Below are 16028 nucleotides of genomic sequence, written 5' to 3'. Positions count from 1 at the left end.
ACGCGCAGGCATGTTTGTTCAAAGCGGGCAATACCTTGCTGGAGCGACCTCCGCTCAGCGTTGATCGGGGCAATGTCGTGCAGCCATCAAGGCGCGCAGATGGAACGCCTGGTCAGCCCGCTGCCTTTCCCGCACGCGGCCGCCGCGGCTTCGCCCCCCGCGGCGCCACTTTCGGCGTTGCCACGAGTACGCCCCACTGATGCAGATGCTCCATCCCGGATAGCGCATCCAGGTACGCCATGAAATGCGTCAGGTACCCGGGCGAGGTTTCTTTCATCAGCGTCAGGGCCCGATGGACCAGGACGCCGGAATTCAGAGGGCCGCCGTTGGTGGGCACCTGCGCCAGCGATTCCTTCAGCTGGCTGGCATTTCGAAGCGTGGCCCAGCCTGCACGAACGTCGGCCAGCACCGGCAGCTCGGGGTAGGCGGGGTTGTGCTGGCCGGTCAATTCCGTGACCAGCGCCTGCAGGCCGATGCGCCCGGGCGACGGGCCCTGCCCAGGCTGCGCCGCGGCGGGCGCCTCGGCAATCAGCTCGGCGTAGTTGGTCACCAAGGCATCCAGCTTCGCCTGCAGCAGTGCCCGCACCTCACCGTCGTGCGCCTGCGTGCGGGCATGCAACGCCTCGATCAGGGCATAGCGCGTGCGGTCGAGCTGGTCGAGCTTGTCCGCTCGCCAACGCTGGAGCATCTCAGCGGTTGCGACGGCGTTACGGGGCATCCGCGGCCTTGCTCGCCTTGGGTTTGGGGATCGGGGCAATTTCCACGCGACGGTTCTTGGCGCGGCCGTCTTCGTCGGCGTTGGAACTCACCGGCTGCTCGGAACCGAACGCCGCGGCAAACACCGCGTCCGACGGCACACCCTCGGCGATCAAGGTGCGGGTCACGGTCAACGCACGCTCGGCGGAGAGCTCCCAGTTGTCGGCGAAGCGCCAGTTGCCATCGCGCACCTGCTGGTCGTCGGTGAAGCCGCTGACCATCAGGATCTCCTCGCGCGCGGCCAGGTAGCCTTTCAGCGGACCGGCCAGGCTCTTGAGCACTTCCAGGCCCTCCGGCTGCAGCTGGTCGGAGTTCAACGCGAACAGTACGTTGCCGCGGATGCCGATGCGGCCGTCCACCAGCGTGACGCGCCCTGCGGCGAGCGGGCCGGCCAGTGCCTGCTCCAGCGTCTGGCGGCGCTGCACTTCGGCCTGGCGCTGCTTGACCTCTTCATCCAGGCGGTTGGTCAGCTCCAGCTGCAGCGCGACCACGCCGACCAGGATCAGCACGAACGCGCCGAGCAGCACCGACATCAGGTCGCCGAAGGCGGCCCAGATCGGGGCGCCTCCGTCGGCCTCGACTTCGATCTCATCGCTCATGCCGAGGCAGCCCCGGCCTTGCTGCCGCGGCGGCCGGCCAGCTGCTGCAGCTCATCGATGATCTGCTTCTGGGACAGCACGCTGAGGTCGATCACCTCACGCGCCTGGGCGACGTAGTAGGCCAGCTGCTCGTCACTGCGGGCCAGCGAACCATCCAGCGAAGCGGCGATCTGGGCCAGGCGCTCGTTGAGGCCGTCGCTGGCGGTGCCGAAGGACTGCACGGCGCTGCCGAGCGCGTCGGCCAGGCTCGCCACTTCCACGGCGCTGCCGGTGACCTGCGCAGCCACGTTGCCGAGCTTGCCGGTCTCCGCCTCGATGTGGTCGGTGAAACGGGTGCCAACGCGCTCGAGCAGTTCGGCCGAGGTGGAGACCAGTGCATCGACGGCGACGCGCTGTTCGTTGGCCGCGTGGTTGACCGCATCCAGCAGGGTCTCCACGGTGGCCAGCAGGCGGCTGCGTTCTTCCAGCGTGGCGGTGTCGCGGACCAGGCTGTCGGAGAGTTTGCCGCGCAGTTCGGCGACGACATCGGCCGCGGCCTTGGGCGCTTCCGAGGCGGCCTGGACCAGCCGCGAGATTTCGCTGATCGTCTCGCTGGCGTGCGCCTGGGCCTGCTGGGTGATGTCGTTGGCGGTGCGTGCCAGGGTGTCGCAGATCTCCTGCTGGCGGCTGGCCACGCTGGCGCCGGTCTGTTCCCAGCGCTCGCCGAGGCTGGCGCTCATGCCGGTGAAGGCATCGGTCCAGGCGCGCAGGCGCTGCTGATCGCGTGCCTCCAGGGCGTCCTGCAGCTGGGCATGCGAGTGCTGCATCGCCTCGCCAAGCGAGACCGCCTGCGTCTGCAGTGTGGCGGAAGCGGCATCCAGGGCCTGTTGATGCCGCTCGCTCAGCGCGGTCGCGGCGGCATCCTGGCGGGCCAGCGCCTGCTGCCAGGCCTCGGCGATCTGCGCGGTGGTGGCCTCCATGCGGCTGCCGACCGAATCGATCAGACCGGTGGCGCGGGCCTGGTGCGTTTCGGTGAAGCTGCCAAGCGCGCTGCGCAGGTCATCCGCAAGGGCGGCATGGGTCTGCTGCTGCGCGGCCTGTGCATCCTGCCAACGGGTGGCCGTCGCGTTGAGTTCGGCCGAGACCGCCTCAAGCAAGGCGCTGGAGCGCTCGCCATGCTGCTCGGCGAAGTGGGCCAGTGCACTGCGCAGCTCGGTCGCCATGGCGGTATTGATCTGCTGCTGCTCGGACTGGGCCGCCTGCCAACCGTCAGCCGTGCTGACCAGCTTCGTGGAGACCGCCTCGAGCAGGCCAAGCGCGCGTTGATCGTGCTGCGCGGCGAATCCGTCCAGCGCGGCGCGCAGGTCGGCGGTCAATGCAGCATTGGTCTGCTGCTGGCTGTCCAGCGCGGCCTGCCAGGACGCGGCGGTGGCGACACGGCTGGCGTCGAAGCCGTCGGTCAGGCCGGTCAGCTGGCGCTGCACCGCATCGGTCACCGTTTCGTGCATGGCAGCGTTGGCGCGGGCGATGCCGGCCAGGGTGGTGTCCATCACCGGCTGCAGGGCGGCACCGACGGCACGTGCGCTCTCGGCGACACTGTCCTTGAGTGACTCCTTGATCGCGGCGGTCAGGCGGGCGTACTCCTCGTCGGCCTTGGCATGGAAACGCTGCTGGTTGGCCAGCAGTTGCTCGCCCGAGGCGATGCTCTGCTGTTCGATCGCCGTGGTCATGGCCTGCAGCCGATCCACCAGCGCCGGCATCAGTTCGGCCTGCTGCTGCAGCAGCCGGAAGGCCTCATTGCGCTGCCAGGACTGCGAGTGCGTGTGCAGGGTGGTGGCGATCTCCACGTCCAGGCGCTGCACCGCTTCCAGCCGCTCACGCCGGCACAGCGCCGAGAGCAGGCCCAGCATCGCGGAGGTGGCGACACCGGCAATCGAGGTGCCGAAGGCGACCGCCAGGCCTTCCACCGGCGCGCCCAGCGAGCCGCGGATGGCCTGCAGATCGGTCGCGCTTTCCAGGGCCAGGCCGGTGCCACGCAGGGTGGCCATCATGCCGAGCAGGGTGCCGAGCATGCCCAGCAGCACCAGCAGCCCGACCAGATAGGGGGTCAGGACCGGGCCGGGCAGGGCGACGCGTTCGCCTTCCACGCGCAGGCGTACCGCATTGCGCAGGCTGGGGTGCAGCTGGCCGAGCCAGGTGGTCAGGCCGGAGCTGGCCGCGCCGGCACTGGCACTGGCCGCGGCGAGCGAGGCGGTCGCCTGCCGGTAGCGATACAGCTCGAGGCCACCGGCGAGGTAGCACACGGCGATCAGCGCGGCGACAGCGAAACCGACCGGATTGGTGCTGGCATAACCGGCCCCGATCCAGCACACCGCGACAAGGCCAAGCAGGAAAACAACGTAGTGAAGACTGGTTCTGAACATGACGTCCCGGTTAGTGGGTGCGAAGCGCTGCAAGCAGGCCTTCGATCGGTTGAAAACGAATATCCAGCTCGGCCAGCAGCAGGCTCTGCATGTCGCGGCGGAACACCTCCAGCCAGGCCGCGTCGCTGCCGGCGTCGCGCAGGCGCTCGAAATGCACCCCGAGCAGCACCGGCACCTTGGCCAACAGGGCGTGTTCGCGGGCGCTGAGGGTCTGCTCCATCAGCGCGTCCACCTCGGCCAGCCGCGCCAGCTCGGGTGAGCGGCGGGTCAGCATGTCGCGCAGCCGCCCGCGCAGGCGGCTGGTGGCGCCGAGCATGGAACGCTGCACGGTAACGTAGCGCTCGCGGTACACGGCGAATTCGATGGGCGCTTCGGGCGCTTCGGCCTCGACCGCGCGCCGAACCGGCCTGGAAGGCTCAGGTTCCTGAACAATGGTGGCTTCCAGCGCCGCGCGGATCCGTCGGCATTCCGCATCCTCGTCGGCATCGAAATCCGGCCCCTCCACCGCAGGCGGCAGCCGGCCATCGAGCGCCTTGGACAAGGTCACCGCCCGCGTCCAGTCCACCCATTCGCTGAGCCGCTCCGACAGGGCAGGGCCCGTCGAGGACAGGTTGCTTTCAGCCAGACGGGCCAGCAGCCGGATGAAGGCCGGGCCCGGGACAGGCGTCCGTTGCGCGGTTTTGGCCATTGTTCCGGTTAAAACGGCGAATTTTACACCGTAATGGCCGCGGGCCGCCGGCGCGCAGGGTTCAGCCACGGCGCCGAGCGCTCCCGGCGCTGCCAGCACTGCCAGCACTGCCAGCACTGCCAGCGCTGGCATGATCTTCGTCAGCGGCGGCTGTGCGCCAACTCAGTCGAACGGCAACGGCGCGTGCGGCGAGACCAGGCCCTGTTCGCGCAACGCGCTCCAGAACGCCGGCGGAATCGCGACCTTGGCCAACGCGAGATTCTCTGCAATGCGGCCGGGCTGGCTGGCACCGGGAATCACGCCCGCCACGGCCGGGTGCGCCAGCGGGAACTGCAGCGCCGCCGCACGGATGTCCACGCCGAACTGTGCGCCTACCTGCTGCAGGCGCCCGACCCGATGCAGCACGTCTGTACCGGCCTTCTGGTACTCGTAATGCGCGCCGCCAGCGAGAACGCCGGAGTTGTATGGACCACCGACCACGATGCGGGCGCCACGCGCTTCGGCGGCCGGCATCAGGCTGGCCAGTGCCTCATCATGATCCAGCAGGGTGTAGCGCCCGGCGAGCACGAAGCCATCCGGGTCGGCCTGCTGCAGCGCCATCACGCAGGGCTCGACCCGGTTGACGCCCAGGCCCCAACCCTTGATGACCCCCTCCTCACGCAGGCGGGTCAGCGCCGTCGCGGCGCCGGACATGGCCTGGTGGAACACGGCGCGCCAGTTCTCGCCATGGAAATCCTTGGCCGGGTCGTGGATCCAGACGATGTCCAGGCGGTCCGTCTTCAGGCGTTTCAAACTTTCTTCGATGGCGCGCAACGTGCCGTCGGCGCTGTAGTCATAGACGATCTTGTTGGGCAGGCCATGCTCGAACAGGCCGCCTTTCTCGCCGAGGTCGCGGCTGGCGGCGTCTTCGGTTTCATCCAGCAGACGGCGGCCGACCTTGGTGCTCAGCACATAAGCATCGCGCGGGTAGTGCTGCAGCGCTTCGCCGAGCCGCCGTTCGGCCAGGCCGGCGCCATACAGCGGGGCGGCGTCGAAGTAGCGGATGCCCTGGTCCCACGCGGCGTGAACGGTCGCCAGTGCCTCCTGTTCGGGAATGGCGCGGTACATGTTGCCGAGGGGCGCGGTGCCGAAGCCGATACGGCCGGGAAGGTGAATGCTCATGTGGGGGTGGGTATGAAGCGGAAGGCCGCCCAGTCTGCGCGGAGCGCTCTGGCTCAAACAGCCGTCGATGGGCGAAAGAGTGTTGCGCGGCGGGCAAGGATCAGCCTGGCTTGCGCATTGTGGCCTCGCCCGGATGCGCGCGTCGACAATGCGCTTGGCCTGCAGGAACGGGCGATACAGGAACAGGCGGCGTGGCAGATCCCGTGCGCTGCGTGTCGCTGTAGTTGGGCGCCATTGCGTGAGCGCGCCACATGGGCGGGAAGATCGGACTGCATAGTCCTGCAGCACGGGGGGGGGCAGGCGGCGCGAACGAATGCGGGTGCCGGCAGTGCAGTCAGGCGCGTCATGGAGGGTGAACCATCTGCGCTTGGGCAGATATCGGCTACGATTCCGCTCAATCAGGCGCGTTCAAGGATGGCGGGTGGATAAGTATTTGGATTCAGGCTGGATCGCTGTGTACATCGCGCTTACGTTGGGCTTGGTGCAGGTATATCAGTTTCTCAATCGCCGCAGGCCGGCGATTCGTTACGAGGTCAGTCCCGTAAATCACTTGGTTTCAATCAACGAGAACGCCTCCGCCGCGGTCGAGGTGTTCTTTCACGGCAAGAGAGTGCCCGATGTGGCCATGCTGTGGTTGACCGTCAAAAATGTTGGCAACTCGGCCATCCGGGCGGCTGAAATCACCACGCCGCTAGGGATCCGTTTTCCTGATGCCCAGGAAATCATCAGCTGTCATCTTGAGAAGGTCAGCCCTGAGTCGCTGCGCAACGAGGTCGCTGTCAGCGTAGTGGACGACCGCGTCCACATCTCACCGTGCATGCTCAATCCGGACGACATGATCTCTGTCGGTGTCGTCGTGGCGGGTTACAAGGGCCACCACGTGCATGGGCGTATTGAAGGAATCCGTGAACTGAAAGAGGTCGCGCCGCATGGAGACAGGGTTGGTCAGCGGGACATCGCGCTCGGGGTCGGATCGCTGTGTGTCGGCGGGTTTGGCATGATGATGATCGCTGAGCAGTCTCCAGAGCAGCTGCTGGCGCTCTCGGAAACGTCTTGGAATCCATTGGCTGTGCTGGTGCTGCTCGTGCTTACTGCTGTGCTGGCATGGCGATGGCTGCAGACGCGGGGAGAGCGTAAGTGAGCACTGCGCTCTGATGCATTCAGCCAACTGGTAGCGGGGCAAGCAGGGAAGCCCCCAGCTCGCGGAGCGCGCTTAAGAATCCCGCCGAAATTGGGCGGGATAACGGCTATCCTGTTACCAGATTCAGCATGGAAATTCAGCAGATGGTGGGGACCAGGGTATTCGCGCCGATGGCGCTGTTGCTGGCTGTCAGTGGGACTGGCATTGCGCAAGCGGCCGTACCTCCTGCAGCGGAAGGCGTACGCAGCGTGTCGGCATTCGCGCTGCCGCTGTCCCCGTATCTGAGTCCGGAAGCACAGGCAGCCATGCGCAGCGCCGTCGTCAACGGTGATCCGGTCGCGAAGATGGATAACGCCACCGTGCTCAAAGAGCTGGCGAACATCCGCAAGGGCGCCGATGACTGGGCCTACGGCGAGATCAAGGCGCTGCGCGAGCGCTATCCGGTCGAGTTGCACCAGGAAACCTGGAACGGGGTGCCGGTGGTGCGGGTCGAGCCGCGCAGCGCACCGGCCGACCCGGCGCAGCGTCGCCTGCTGATCGAGCTGCACGGTGGTGCATTCGTGTTCGGCCGCGCCGACAGCATCGGTCTGCTTGAGGCGATCCCGGTCGCGGCGATGACCGGTGCCACGGTTGTCGCCGTGGAGTATCGGCAGGGACCGGAGCATCGGTTCCCCGCCGCCAGTGAGGACGTGGCGGCGGTCTACCGCGCGGCACTGGAAACGCGGCCCGCAGCGCATATCGGCGTGTTCGGCTGCTCGGCTGGCGGCGTGCTGACCGGCGAAGCGCTGGCGTGGTTCGCCAAGGAAAAGCTGCCGATGCCAGCAGCGGCCGGGCTGTTCTGCGCCGGTGGCGATGCGCGTTACGGCGGCGATTCGCGCTACGTGGCCGCTGCCGTCACCGATGCACTGCTGCCGCACGCCGATGGCAGCCTGCCGATCATGGAAGACCTCTACTACGGCCCGGTGGACTTCCGTGACCCGCTGGTGTCGCCGGTCTTCTCCGATGCGCTGCTCGCGCAGTTTCCGCCGACGCTGTTCATCACTGCAACGCGGGCAGCCGAGCTGAGCAACGTTTCCTATACCCATTCGCGGCTGGTGGACCTGGGGCGCGAGTCGGACCTGCACGTCTGGGACGGGCTGGGCCACGCCTTCCACCTCGACGCCCGGCTGCCGGAAAGCCAGCAGGCGTACCGGGTGATGGCGCGCTTCTTCGCCCGGCACCTGGGCATGGCCCTGCCCGGACCGCCCGCGGAGTAGGGCGCGACGGGGCTGCATACACCATGCATACATCCGTATGCACTGCGCATACATTCGGTTGCCTACGGTGGAACCCGAGTGCACCCGCGCTCGGTTTTCCCCATAAGGAGTAGATGATGAGTCAGCAGATTCCCGAAGGTACCCTGGTCGTTGTAGCCGATGGCGGCTCGGCCCGCGTGTTCACCAACGTCGGCACCGCGCACAAGCTGCAGCTCAAGCAGGAGGGGGAACTGCAGCTGCAGGCCGTGAGCGATACGGGCGCGTCCGGGCAGGGCCCGTCCGGCTCGGTGCCGCAGGAGATGACCATCTCCCAGCTCAACGAGGCCACGTTTGCCAAGCAGGTGGCGGCACAGTTGAATGAAGACGCGTTGAAGAACCGCTACGCGCACCTGATCCTGATCGCCGATCCGCAGACGCTGGGCCGTATCCGTCCGCTGCTGCACAAGGAAACGCAGGAACGCCTGCTCAAGGATCTCGCCAAGGACTTCACCAATGCGCCGCTGGAGGATATCCAGCGCGCCCTGTCCTGAGACACCGCCCATGGCCTTCGCCCGCGAGTACAGCCCCTCCGACATCACCCGTGCCGACATCGATGCGGGCAGCGGATGGATGCTGCTGGAGTTCGGCACCGGTTGGTGCGGCCATTGCAGCGCCGCCCAGCCACTGCTGCAGAAGTTTCTCGGTGGCTATGACGCGACGCACCTGAAGGTCGAGGACGGGAAGGGGCGGCCACTGGGCCGCTCCTTTGCCGTGAAACTCTGGCCGACCGTGATCCTGCTGCGCGATGGCCAGGAGATCGCCCGCGCGGTACGTCCACATGAGCGCGAGGATCTGGCGCCGCTGATCGATGAGCTCGAACGCGGCCCGTAACGGAAGGATGCGGGTCGCGCAGGCCAACAGGATGCGTCCTCCGATACGTGCATTGGCGCGCAGTACGCCGCGATTTGGACCTGCTGCGCCTGCGTGCGTTCATCACGTGAAAGACCGCTGAAAACGCCTGAAACAGGCTGTTCCACGCGCTCCGGACGAGCGGCGAGGGGAACGTCGGCGGCATTTGTAGTATCATGGCCCGCTTGATCACCCCCGGGCCATTGCCCGCTTCCTGGTCATCCATCCCGCAGCGTCGCTGAGTCCACGCGGCCGTCCGGGATCGTCTGTTGCAACCCCTCTTCGCGCGTCGCGCTGTGTCATCAGAGGCGGTATTTCCTGTGCCGTGCGCGGGACCTCGGGCGCCGTGATGGCCTGCTTCCAGGAGAAAGCAGATGCAGGACCTGCATGCCGCACATGCCCATTTCGGCTGGTTCAAACGCCGCCGCCAGATGCACGTCGACGAAGTCACCGTCGTTGATCGCCCGATGCTCAAGAAGGCCGTGGGTGCGGCCGCACTCGGCAACGCGATGGAGTGGTTTGATTTCGGTGTCTATGGCTATCTTGCCGTCACGCTGGGTCACGTGTTCTTCCCCGACAGCAGCCCGACCGCGCAGCTGATCGCTACCTTCGCCACCTTCACCGTGGCCTTCCTGGTGCGTCCGCTGGGCGGGCTGGTGTTCGGGCCACTCGGCGACAAGTACGGCCGCCAGAAAGTGCTGGCCTTCACCATGATCCTGATGGCGCTGGGCACCTTCAGCATCGGCTTGATTCCCTCCTATGACCGCATCGGCATCTGGGCCCCGGCACTGCTGCTGCTCGCCCGGATCGTGCAGGGCTTCTCCACCGGTGGTGAATACGGGGGTGCGGCGACCTTCATCGCCGAGTATTCGACCGACCGCAACCGCGGCCTGATGGGCAGCTGGCTGGAGTTCGGCACGCTGGGCGGCTACATTGCCGGCGCGGGTACGGTCACCGCGCTGCACATGGCGCTGAGCAGCGCGCAGATGCTGGACTGGGGCTGGCGCATCCCGTTCCTGGTGGCCGGTCCGCTGGGCCTGCTGGGCCTGTACATGCGCATGAAGCTGGAAGAGACGCCGGCGTTCCGTGCGTACGCCGAAGAGGCCGAGAAGCGCGATCACGAACGCCCCGGCCTGGGTGCGCTGTTCCGCGTGCATTGGGCGCAGCTGCTGATCTGCGTTGGCCTGGTGCTGGTGTTCAACGTCACCGATTACATGCTGCTGACCTACATGCCCAGCTACCTCAGCGTGACGATGGGCTATGCCGAGAGCAAGGGGCTGCTGCTGATCATCATCGTGATGCTGGTGATGATGCCGCTCAATGTGCTGGGCGGGTTGTTCAGTGATCGCCTGGGCCGCCGCCCGATGATCATCGGTGCCTGCATCGCCTTGTTCCTGCTGGCGATCCCCTGCCTGAAGCTGGTTGGCAGCGGCAATGACTGGTTGATCTTCCTGGGCCTGATGCTGCTGGGCGTGGCGCTGGTGTGCTTCACCAGCTCGATGCCGTCCACGCTGCCGGCACTGTTCTATACCCCGGTGCGCTACAGCGCGCTGTCGATCGCCTTCAATGTGTCAGTCTCGCTGTTTGGTGGCACCACGCCGCTGGTCACTGCGTGGCTGGTGGAGCGCACCGGTGATCCGCTCGTGCCGGCGTATTACCTGATGGGGGCGGCGGTGATCGGTGTGATCACCATGCTGTTCGTGCGCGAGACCGCCGGCATGCCGCTGCGGGGTTCGCCGCCGGCGGTGGCCAGCGAAGCCGAAGCCCGTGCCCTGATGCGCAGCGATGAGCCGGTCACGGTGGATGCGACCCAGCCGACGCTGCCGGTGGCAGCGGTGTCGGAAGATGCGCGCCCGGCGTAACGCCGGTCCGGTCCGGTCACCCACTGCGCCGCCATGGCGCCGGCCAGGAGGGCCGGCGCCGGTAACACCCGCACCGCAACATGTCAGCCCGATCGGCCAGTGCTAGGATCAACCTCACCTGAATCGATCTAAATTCAACGCCATGACAAAAACGGGGACGGTACGGTGGTTGGGGCTCGCGGTAGGGGCGATGTTGGTGGCCGGCACCGCCACGGCGGCACCGGCGAAGGTCGGCGAGCGCGCGTACGCGGCGGTGGATCCGTTCATCGGCACGGCGGGCGAGGGCCATACCTATCCCGGCGCCACGGTGCCGTTCGGCATGGTCCAGCTGAGCCCGGATACCCGCATCCAGCCGCGCGAGAAGGCCTATGGCTGGGCCGCAGGGTATCGGCATGACGACACCAGCATCGTCGGCTTCTCGCATACGCACTTCTCCGGCAGCGGCCATTCCGATCTTGGCGATGTGCTGCTGATGCCGGTGCGCACCGATGCCAGCCTGGAGCGGGGCGACCCCGACAAGCCCGGCAGCGGCTACACCTCGCGCTTCCGCCACGACGACGAGCGCGCCGAGCCGGGCTACTACGCGGTCACCCTGGATGATCCGAAGGTGCGCGCGGAGCTGACCACCAGCACCCGCGTCGGCGTGCACCGCTATACCTACCCGGCCAACCAGCCGGCGCGTGTGCTGCTGGACCTGCGCACCAGCCTCTACGATTATTCCGGCAAGATCCTGTGGTCGCGCCTGCGCGCCCGCGAGGACGGCACCATCACCGGCTTCCGCGAGACCCGCGGCTGGGCGCCGGGCCGGCAGCTGTATTTCGCGATGCGTTTCTCCCGGCCGCTGACCGGTCACGAGTTCCACAATACCGAGACCGACATCGCCTACAAGGGCTTCCCGCCGCCGGGGCACCAGAGCCCCGCGCAGCGTGCGCAGATTGAAGGGCGCCAGCTGGTCGGCACCTTCGATTTCGGCAAGCTGGACACACCGCTGGTGGTGACGGTGGCGATTTCCTCGGTCAGCGAGGCCGGTGCGATCGCCAACCTGGAAAGCGAAGTGCCCGGTTTCGATTTCGACCGTGTCCGCGCCGAGGCAAAAACGCAGTGGACGCAGGCGCTGTCGGTGCTGGATATCGACGGCCCCGAGCATGACCGCCGCAGTGTTTACACCGCGCTGTACCACAGCCTGCTCGGGCCGACCGTGTTCATGGACAGCGATGGCCACTACCGCGGTTCGGACAATGCCGTGCATCGCGCCGAGGGCTACACCAACTATTCGACCTTCTCGCTGTGGGATACCTACCGCGCCCTGCATCCGCTGCTGACCCTGGTGCAGCCGGAAAAGCGCAACAGCGATTTCATCAATTCGCTGCTCGAACACCAGCACAACAGCGCCTACGGGATGCTGCCGGTGTGGGCATTCCACGGCCAGGAAACGTGGTGCATGATCGGCTACCACGCGGTGCCGGTGATCGCCGATGCCTACCTCAAGGGCATCCGTGGTTTCGATGAGAACAAGGCACTGGCCGCCATGGTGGCGACCGCCAACTACGGTCCGTACGACGGCATCGCGCAGTATCGCGAACTGGGCTGGGTGCCGATCGATGAAGAAGGCGAGGCCGCCAGCAAGACGCTGGAATACGCCTTCGACGATTGGACCATCGCGCGCATGGCCAAGGCCATGGGCAACACCAAGGTCGCCGGCGAGTTCGAGAAGCGCGCCACGAACTGGCGCAATGCGTTCGACAAGGACACCGGCTTCATGCGCGCGCGCAAGCGCGATGGCAGCTTCCGCACGCCGTTCGACCCGAGCGCCAGCGGCTACGGCACCGATTACACCGAAGGCAATGCCTGGCAGTACTCCTGGTACGTGCCACACGACGTGGCCGGTCTGGCCGCCGCGCACGGGGGCAGCGATAAACTGCTGGCCAGGCTGGACGAGGTGTTCGAGGCCAAGGTCGACCCGTCGATCTTCGAGCACATGGAAGACATCACCGGGCTGATCGGCTGGTATGCGCACGGCAATGAGCCCAGCCACCACGTGGCGTACCTGTATGCCCATGCCGGCCAGCCATGGCGCACCCAGGCGCGGCTGAAGCAGATCATGGACACCCAGTACGCCGACCGCCCCGATGGCCTGGCGGGCAATGACGATCTCGGCCAGATGTCGGCCTGGTATGTGTTCACTGCACTGGGCTTCTACCCGGTGGCCCCGGGCAGCGGCGAGTACATCATCGGCCGTCCGTTCCTGCCCAGGGCGACGCTGCACCTGCCCAACGGCAAGACCTTCACCATCGTCACCGAAGGGCTGGGCAAGGGCCACGACTACGTCGGCTCGGTCACCCTCAACGGCCAACCGCTGCAGCGCACCTTCCTGCGCCACGACGAGATACTGGCCGGCGGCGAACTGCGCTTCACCCTGCAGGCCGAGCCGAACAAGGCCTGGCCGGGGCAGGGCGCCGAGCAGCCGTACTCGATGTCCCGCTGACGGGTGGCCGCGGCCTCCTTCTGGCCAAAATGGGATTTATGTCCAATTTGGCCATAAGGGGTATAGTGGGCCCATCCCGTCCTGGAGCGTGCCATGACCCTGCCACTGGATCTGCCCGGCCTTGAGAAGGCCACTGCCTCCTCGGTCAAAACCCGCGGCTGGCCCAGCCTGATGCGGACCGTCCGCGAGAAGCAGGCACTGGTGATCACCAACCACAATCATCCCGAAGCGGTGATCGTGGACATCAAGACCTACCAGGAACTGCTGGCCAAGGCGGCCGGCGGCGACCTTGATGAGCGCATGGGCGAGCTGGAACGCCTGCGCGCCGCGTTCGATACCACCCTGGCCAGCCTCGGCCGCGATGGCGGGCTGGGCAAGGTGCTGGGCCAGCCGATCCGCCGCGGCCGCAAGGTCGCCCTCGGCAGTCCGCTCTGACCGATGGGGCGGATTCTGGTCCTGGCCGGCGTCAATGGCGCCGGCAAAAGTTCGCTGCTGGGCATGTGGCTGGAAGAAGAAGGCCTGACCTGGTTCAACCCGGATACGTTCACCCGCCGCCTGGTGGAGGCCGGCTGGGCGCTGGGGGATGCCAATGCCGCCGCGTGGAACGAGGGCGCGCGCCGCTTGCGGCAGGCCATCGACGAGGGCAGCGACTTCGCCTTCGAAACCACCCTGGGCGGCAACACCATCCCGCGCCTGCTGCGCGAGGCCTGCGACCGTCACCACGTGGCAGTCTGGTTCTGTGGCCTGCAGAGCGTGGAGCTGCACATGCAACGCGTCGCCGCCCGGGTCAGCCGGGGCGGGCATGACATCCCCGCCGACAAGATCCGCGCCCGTTACGATTCCTCGCGCGAGAATCTGCTGGCCCTGCTGCCGCACCTGGCCGAGCTGCATGTCTACGACAACAGCGCCCCGGCCGATGCCGACGGCGCCGAACCGCTGCCGGTGCTGCAGCTGGATCGCAACGGGCTGCACTATCCGGCCTCGGCGATCGAGTTGCTGCAGACGCCTGACTGGGCCAAGCCCATCGTGATGCGCGCGATGGAGCTGCATACTCTGGCGTGAGCGTTACTGCAATGGCCTGAGCAGCAACAACAGGCTCAGTGTCATCCCACCGGTTCGTGGATCGGACACCCATTGAACCGCGAACGGAACTGACGCGAAGCGGCCATCACCACGCGACGCGCACGGTTCAAGCCACCGAGCGGGCGATGCTCGGCCAGCGCGTGCCACGGGGCAAATGCCAGTGCATCCTCGATGCCCGGCGAGCTGGCAGGCTGCCACGCTTCCTGCTGCGCAACGCTCAGGCGTGCAACCGGCAGGAACGGACTGTCCGCTTCCGGCCACGCGACCGACGCATCCTCGATCGGCATGCGTTCGACGTCGCGGCACAGCTGCACCCGCAGCTCCCATTCGACCGGATTGGGCAGGTCGGTGAAGAAGGACACCACTGCCTCGCGCTGCGCATCTTCGTCCGAGCCAATCTTGTCGCCGGTCAGCGCAAGCAGCGCCGGTGAGATCGGGGCCAGCGAAAACTTGGCCATGTAGGGGCCATAGAGGAAGGGCACCTGGCTGAAGAAGGTTTCGCCCAGCGGATGGTGTTGCGGCTCGCCGCCCATGCCTTTCAGCGTGGCACTTTCCCCGCCGACGGCTTCCAGCGCCGCCTCCGCGCCGCGCAGCGTGGCTGAGATCATGCGTTTGGTACGCGGCATCCGCTCGGTAGTGGCGGCCAGCAGCTTGGCCGAACGCAGGAAGCCGGCGACGCCGGGCGTGTTGAACGCCGGACCGTTGACCATCAGGAAATCCTGGGTGTGCTGCTCCTCCGCACCCTCGGCACGCGGGCCTTCCACGCCGATCACCTTGAGCGCCATCGCGCGCGGGGTGGAGACCGAGTCCGGCAACTGCTCGGCTGGTGGCGAAGACAGCCGGACCAGTGCGTCGTAGCTGCCCGGCCGCGCAAACAGGCCGTGTCGCAACTCGGCCGGCAACTCGTCCAGCACACGTAGCCGGCCCTTCAACAACCCTTGGCCCTTGGCGTGCACCGCACGGTGGGCGTGGCCTTCCTGCTCGGCGACGGTCAGCGCCATGCGCGCGAACACCTCGGTCAGTTCGCGGATATGCGTGGCCTCATCTTCGTCGGCATGCTCGAGCGAGGCGTGGTAAAGAACGGGTGGGGGCAGTGACATGCAAGGCTCCTCTGTGGTCGAACTCAGGCCGCGGCGGCCTTGGCATTGCCGCCGCCGGCCAGGGCCAGCAGGGTCAGCTTCTCGTCCGTGTCTTTTTCTTCCTTGAGCGTTTCCAGCAGCAGCGGCACGGCTGCCTTGTAGCCCAGCTGTTTGGCCAGCGCGGCAATCGTGCCGTAGGAGGCAATTTCGTAATGCTCCACCTTCTGCGCGCCACCAATCAGTGCGGCATCGCGGACCGGGCCCTCCTCGATACTGTCGATCGCCTCTTTGCCTTCCTCGACCAGCCCCTCCATCGCGGCGCATTTGATGCGCTTGAGCCGGATCCCCAGCAGTTCCACCACCTGGTCGATGCGCTCGATCTGGCCCTGCGTCTCTTCCAGGTGCGTCGTGAAAGCGGCGGCCAGATCGGGATTGGAGGCGGCGCGCGCCAATCGCGGCAGCGCCTTGGTCAGCTGCTTCTCTGCACTGTAGATATCCGAGAGCTCATGGATGAACAGGTCTTCTGCGGTCTTGATCGCCATGGAGGTACTGCCGTTGGGTTTGAGCATCCGACGCTAGGCGCGTGGGTGTTAGTACAGCGCGCTTTGTTGTGAAGGCCCTCTGCACG

15 protein-coding genes are annotated in these 16028 nt (G+C 66.8%); 8 read left to right on the top strand and 7 right to left on the bottom strand.

What is annotated here, in order from left to right; genetic code table 11:
• Window positions 1-112: 112 nt before the first annotated feature.
• The 5 genes from ORK51_RS04845 to ORK51_RS04825 form a co-directional block, all read right to left on the bottom strand.
• The gene (locus ORK51_RS04845; RefSeq protein ID WP_266084355.1) at window positions 113-688 is read right to left on the bottom strand and encodes a DUF2894 domain-containing protein; all 576 of its coding nucleotides are present in this window, start codon (window positions 686-688) and stop codon (window positions 113-115) included.
• 19 nt (window positions 689-707) lie between these two features.
• Entirely contained in the window at window positions 708-1355 is a 648-nt protein-coding gene (locus tag ORK51_RS04840) for an OmpA family protein (RefSeq protein WP_266084354.1), read from the bottom strand.
• The gene (locus ORK51_RS04835) at window positions 1352-3757 is read right to left on the bottom strand and encodes a DUF802 domain-containing protein (protein ID WP_266084353.1); all 2406 of its coding nucleotides are present in this window, start codon (window positions 3755-3757) and stop codon (window positions 1352-1354) included. Before ORK51_RS04835 ends, ORK51_RS04840 begins: the two co-directional genes overlap by 4 nt.
• A gap of 10 nt (window positions 3758-3767) precedes the next feature.
• Complete coding sequence (locus tag ORK51_RS04830; protein ID WP_070425204.1) at window positions 3768-4445, bottom strand: DUF3348 domain-containing protein; 678 nt, start codon at window positions 4443-4445, stop codon at window positions 3768-3770.
• 162 nt (window positions 4446-4607) lie between these two features.
• Window positions 4608-5606, bottom strand: a complete 999-nt coding sequence (locus ORK51_RS04825; RefSeq protein WP_266084352.1) for an aldo/keto reductase — start codon at window positions 5604-5606, stop codon at window positions 4608-4610.
• 421 nt (window positions 5607-6027) lie between these two features.
• Between ORK51_RS04825 and ORK51_RS04820 the strand changes: the two genes are divergently transcribed.
• The 8 genes from ORK51_RS04820 to ORK51_RS04785 all read left to right on the top strand — a co-directional run bounded on the left by ORK51_RS04820 (window position 6028) and on the right by ORK51_RS04785 (window position 14300).
• Window positions 6028-6747, top strand: coding sequence for a hypothetical protein (locus ORK51_RS04820; RefSeq protein ID WP_070425202.1), 720 nt, complete (start codon window positions 6028-6030; stop codon window positions 6745-6747).
• 170 nt (window positions 6748-6917) lie between these two features.
• Window positions 6918-8003 (top strand): alpha/beta hydrolase fold domain-containing protein, encoded by a 1086-nt coding sequence (locus ORK51_RS04815; protein ID WP_266084552.1) that lies wholly within the window; start codon window positions 6918-6920, stop codon window positions 8001-8003.
• Between the two features lie 116 nt (window positions 8004-8119).
• Window positions 8120-8533 (top strand): host attachment family protein, encoded by a 414-nt coding sequence (locus ORK51_RS04810; protein WP_019184575.1) that lies wholly within the window; start codon window positions 8120-8122, stop codon window positions 8531-8533.
• A 10-nt stretch (window positions 8534-8543) separates the two neighbouring features.
• Window positions 8544-8873 carry a thioredoxin family protein gene (locus ORK51_RS04805; RefSeq protein WP_266084351.1) on the top strand — a complete coding sequence of 110 codons (330 nt, stop codon included), beginning with the start codon at window positions 8544-8546 and terminating at the stop codon, window positions 8871-8873.
• Between the two features lie 392 nt (window positions 8874-9265).
• On the top strand, window positions 9266-10753 hold the full coding sequence (gene proP / locus ORK51_RS04800) for a glycine betaine/L-proline transporter ProP (RefSeq protein WP_266084350.1): 1488 nt from the start codon (window positions 9266-9268) through the stop codon (window positions 10751-10753).
• 142 nt (window positions 10754-10895) lie between these two features.
• On the top strand, window positions 10896-13238 hold the full coding sequence (locus ORK51_RS04795) for a GH92 family glycosyl hydrolase (protein WP_429000614.1): 2343 nt from the start codon (window positions 10896-10898) through the stop codon (window positions 13236-13238).
• Between the two features lie 93 nt (window positions 13239-13331).
• Window positions 13332-13673, top strand: coding sequence for a type II toxin-antitoxin system prevent-host-death family antitoxin (locus ORK51_RS04790; RefSeq protein ID WP_261996700.1), 342 nt, complete (start codon window positions 13332-13334; stop codon window positions 13671-13673).
• 3 nt (window positions 13674-13676) lie between these two features.
• The gene (locus ORK51_RS04785) at window positions 13677-14300 is read left to right on the top strand and encodes an ATPase (protein WP_261996699.1); all 624 of its coding nucleotides are present in this window, start codon (window positions 13677-13679) and stop codon (window positions 14298-14300) included.
• A gap of 41 nt (window positions 14301-14341) precedes the next feature.
• On the opposite strand, the gene ORK51_RS04780 is transcribed toward ORK51_RS04785, so the two are convergent.
• Window positions 14342-15421 carry a catalase family protein gene (locus ORK51_RS04780; RefSeq protein ID WP_070425194.1) on the bottom strand — a complete coding sequence of 360 codons (1080 nt, stop codon included), beginning with the start codon at window positions 15419-15421 and terminating at the stop codon, window positions 14342-14344.
• Window positions 15422-15444: 23 nt separating this feature from the next.
• Window positions 15445-15942 (bottom strand): YciE/YciF ferroxidase family protein, encoded by a 498-nt coding sequence (locus tag ORK51_RS04775; RefSeq protein ID WP_070427396.1) that lies wholly within the window; start codon window positions 15940-15942, stop codon window positions 15445-15447.
• Window positions 15943-16028: the final 86 nt, after the last annotated feature.

The organism is Stenotrophomonas sp. RIT-551 (assembly GCF_026241915.1).
In the GTDB taxonomy this organism is placed as follows: domain Bacteria; phylum Pseudomonadota; class Gammaproteobacteria; order Xanthomonadales; family Xanthomonadaceae; genus Stenotrophomonas; species Stenotrophomonas bentonitica_A.
The sequence above is the reverse complement of the archived record's forward strand: the minus strand, read 5'-3'. Positions and strand labels throughout refer to the sequence as shown.

What these genes read in the sequence shown, in the direction of transcription:
- ORK51_RS04780 (WP_070425194.1), bottom strand. Translation starts at nt 15,421, where the DNA reads ATGTCACTGCCCCCACCCGTTCTTTACCACGCCTCGCTCGAGCATGCC.
- ORK51_RS04805 (WP_266084351.1), top strand. Translation starts at nt 8,544, where the DNA reads ATGGCCTTCGCCCGCGAGTACAGCCCCTCCGACATCACCCGTGCCGAC.
- ORK51_RS04775 (WP_070427396.1), bottom strand. Translation starts at nt 15,942, where the DNA reads ATGGCGATCAAGACCGCAGAAGACCTGTTCATCCATGAGCTCTCGGAT.
- ORK51_RS04840 (WP_266084354.1), bottom strand. Translation starts at nt 1,355, where the DNA reads ATGAGCGATGAGATCGAAGTCGAGGCCGACGGAGGCGCCCCGATCTGG.
- ORK51_RS04785 (WP_261996699.1), top strand. Translation starts at nt 13,677, where the DNA reads ATGGGGCGGATTCTGGTCCTGGCCGGCGTCAATGGCGCCGGCAAAAGT.
- ORK51_RS04835 (WP_266084353.1), bottom strand. Translation starts at nt 3,757, where the DNA reads ATGTTCAGAACCAGTCTTCACTACGTTGTTTTCCTGCTTGGCCTTGTC.
- ORK51_RS04795 (WP_429000614.1), top strand. Translation starts at nt 10,896, where the DNA reads ATGACAAAAACGGGGACGGTACGGTGGTTGGGGCTCGCGGTAGGGGCG.
- ORK51_RS04790 (WP_261996700.1), top strand. Translation starts at nt 13,332, where the DNA reads ATGACCCTGCCACTGGATCTGCCCGGCCTTGAGAAGGCCACTGCCTCC.
- proP (WP_266084350.1), top strand. Translation starts at nt 9,266, where the DNA reads ATGCAGGACCTGCATGCCGCACATGCCCATTTCGGCTGGTTCAAACGC.
- ORK51_RS04810 (WP_019184575.1), top strand. Translation starts at nt 8,120, where the DNA reads ATGAGTCAGCAGATTCCCGAAGGTACCCTGGTCGTTGTAGCCGATGGC.
- ORK51_RS04830 (WP_070425204.1), bottom strand. Translation starts at nt 4,445, where the DNA reads ATGGCCAAAACCGCGCAACGGACGCCTGTCCCGGGCCCGGCCTTCATC.
- ORK51_RS04825 (WP_266084352.1), bottom strand. Translation starts at nt 5,606, where the DNA reads ATGAGCATTCACCTTCCCGGCCGTATCGGCTTCGGCACCGCGCCCCTC.
- ORK51_RS04845 (WP_266084355.1), bottom strand. Translation starts at nt 688, where the DNA reads ATGCTCCAGCGTTGGCGAGCGGACAAGCTCGACCAGCTCGACCGCACG.
- ORK51_RS04815 (WP_266084552.1), top strand. Translation starts at nt 6,918, where the DNA reads ATGGCGCTGTTGCTGGCTGTCAGTGGGACTGGCATTGCGCAAGCGGCC.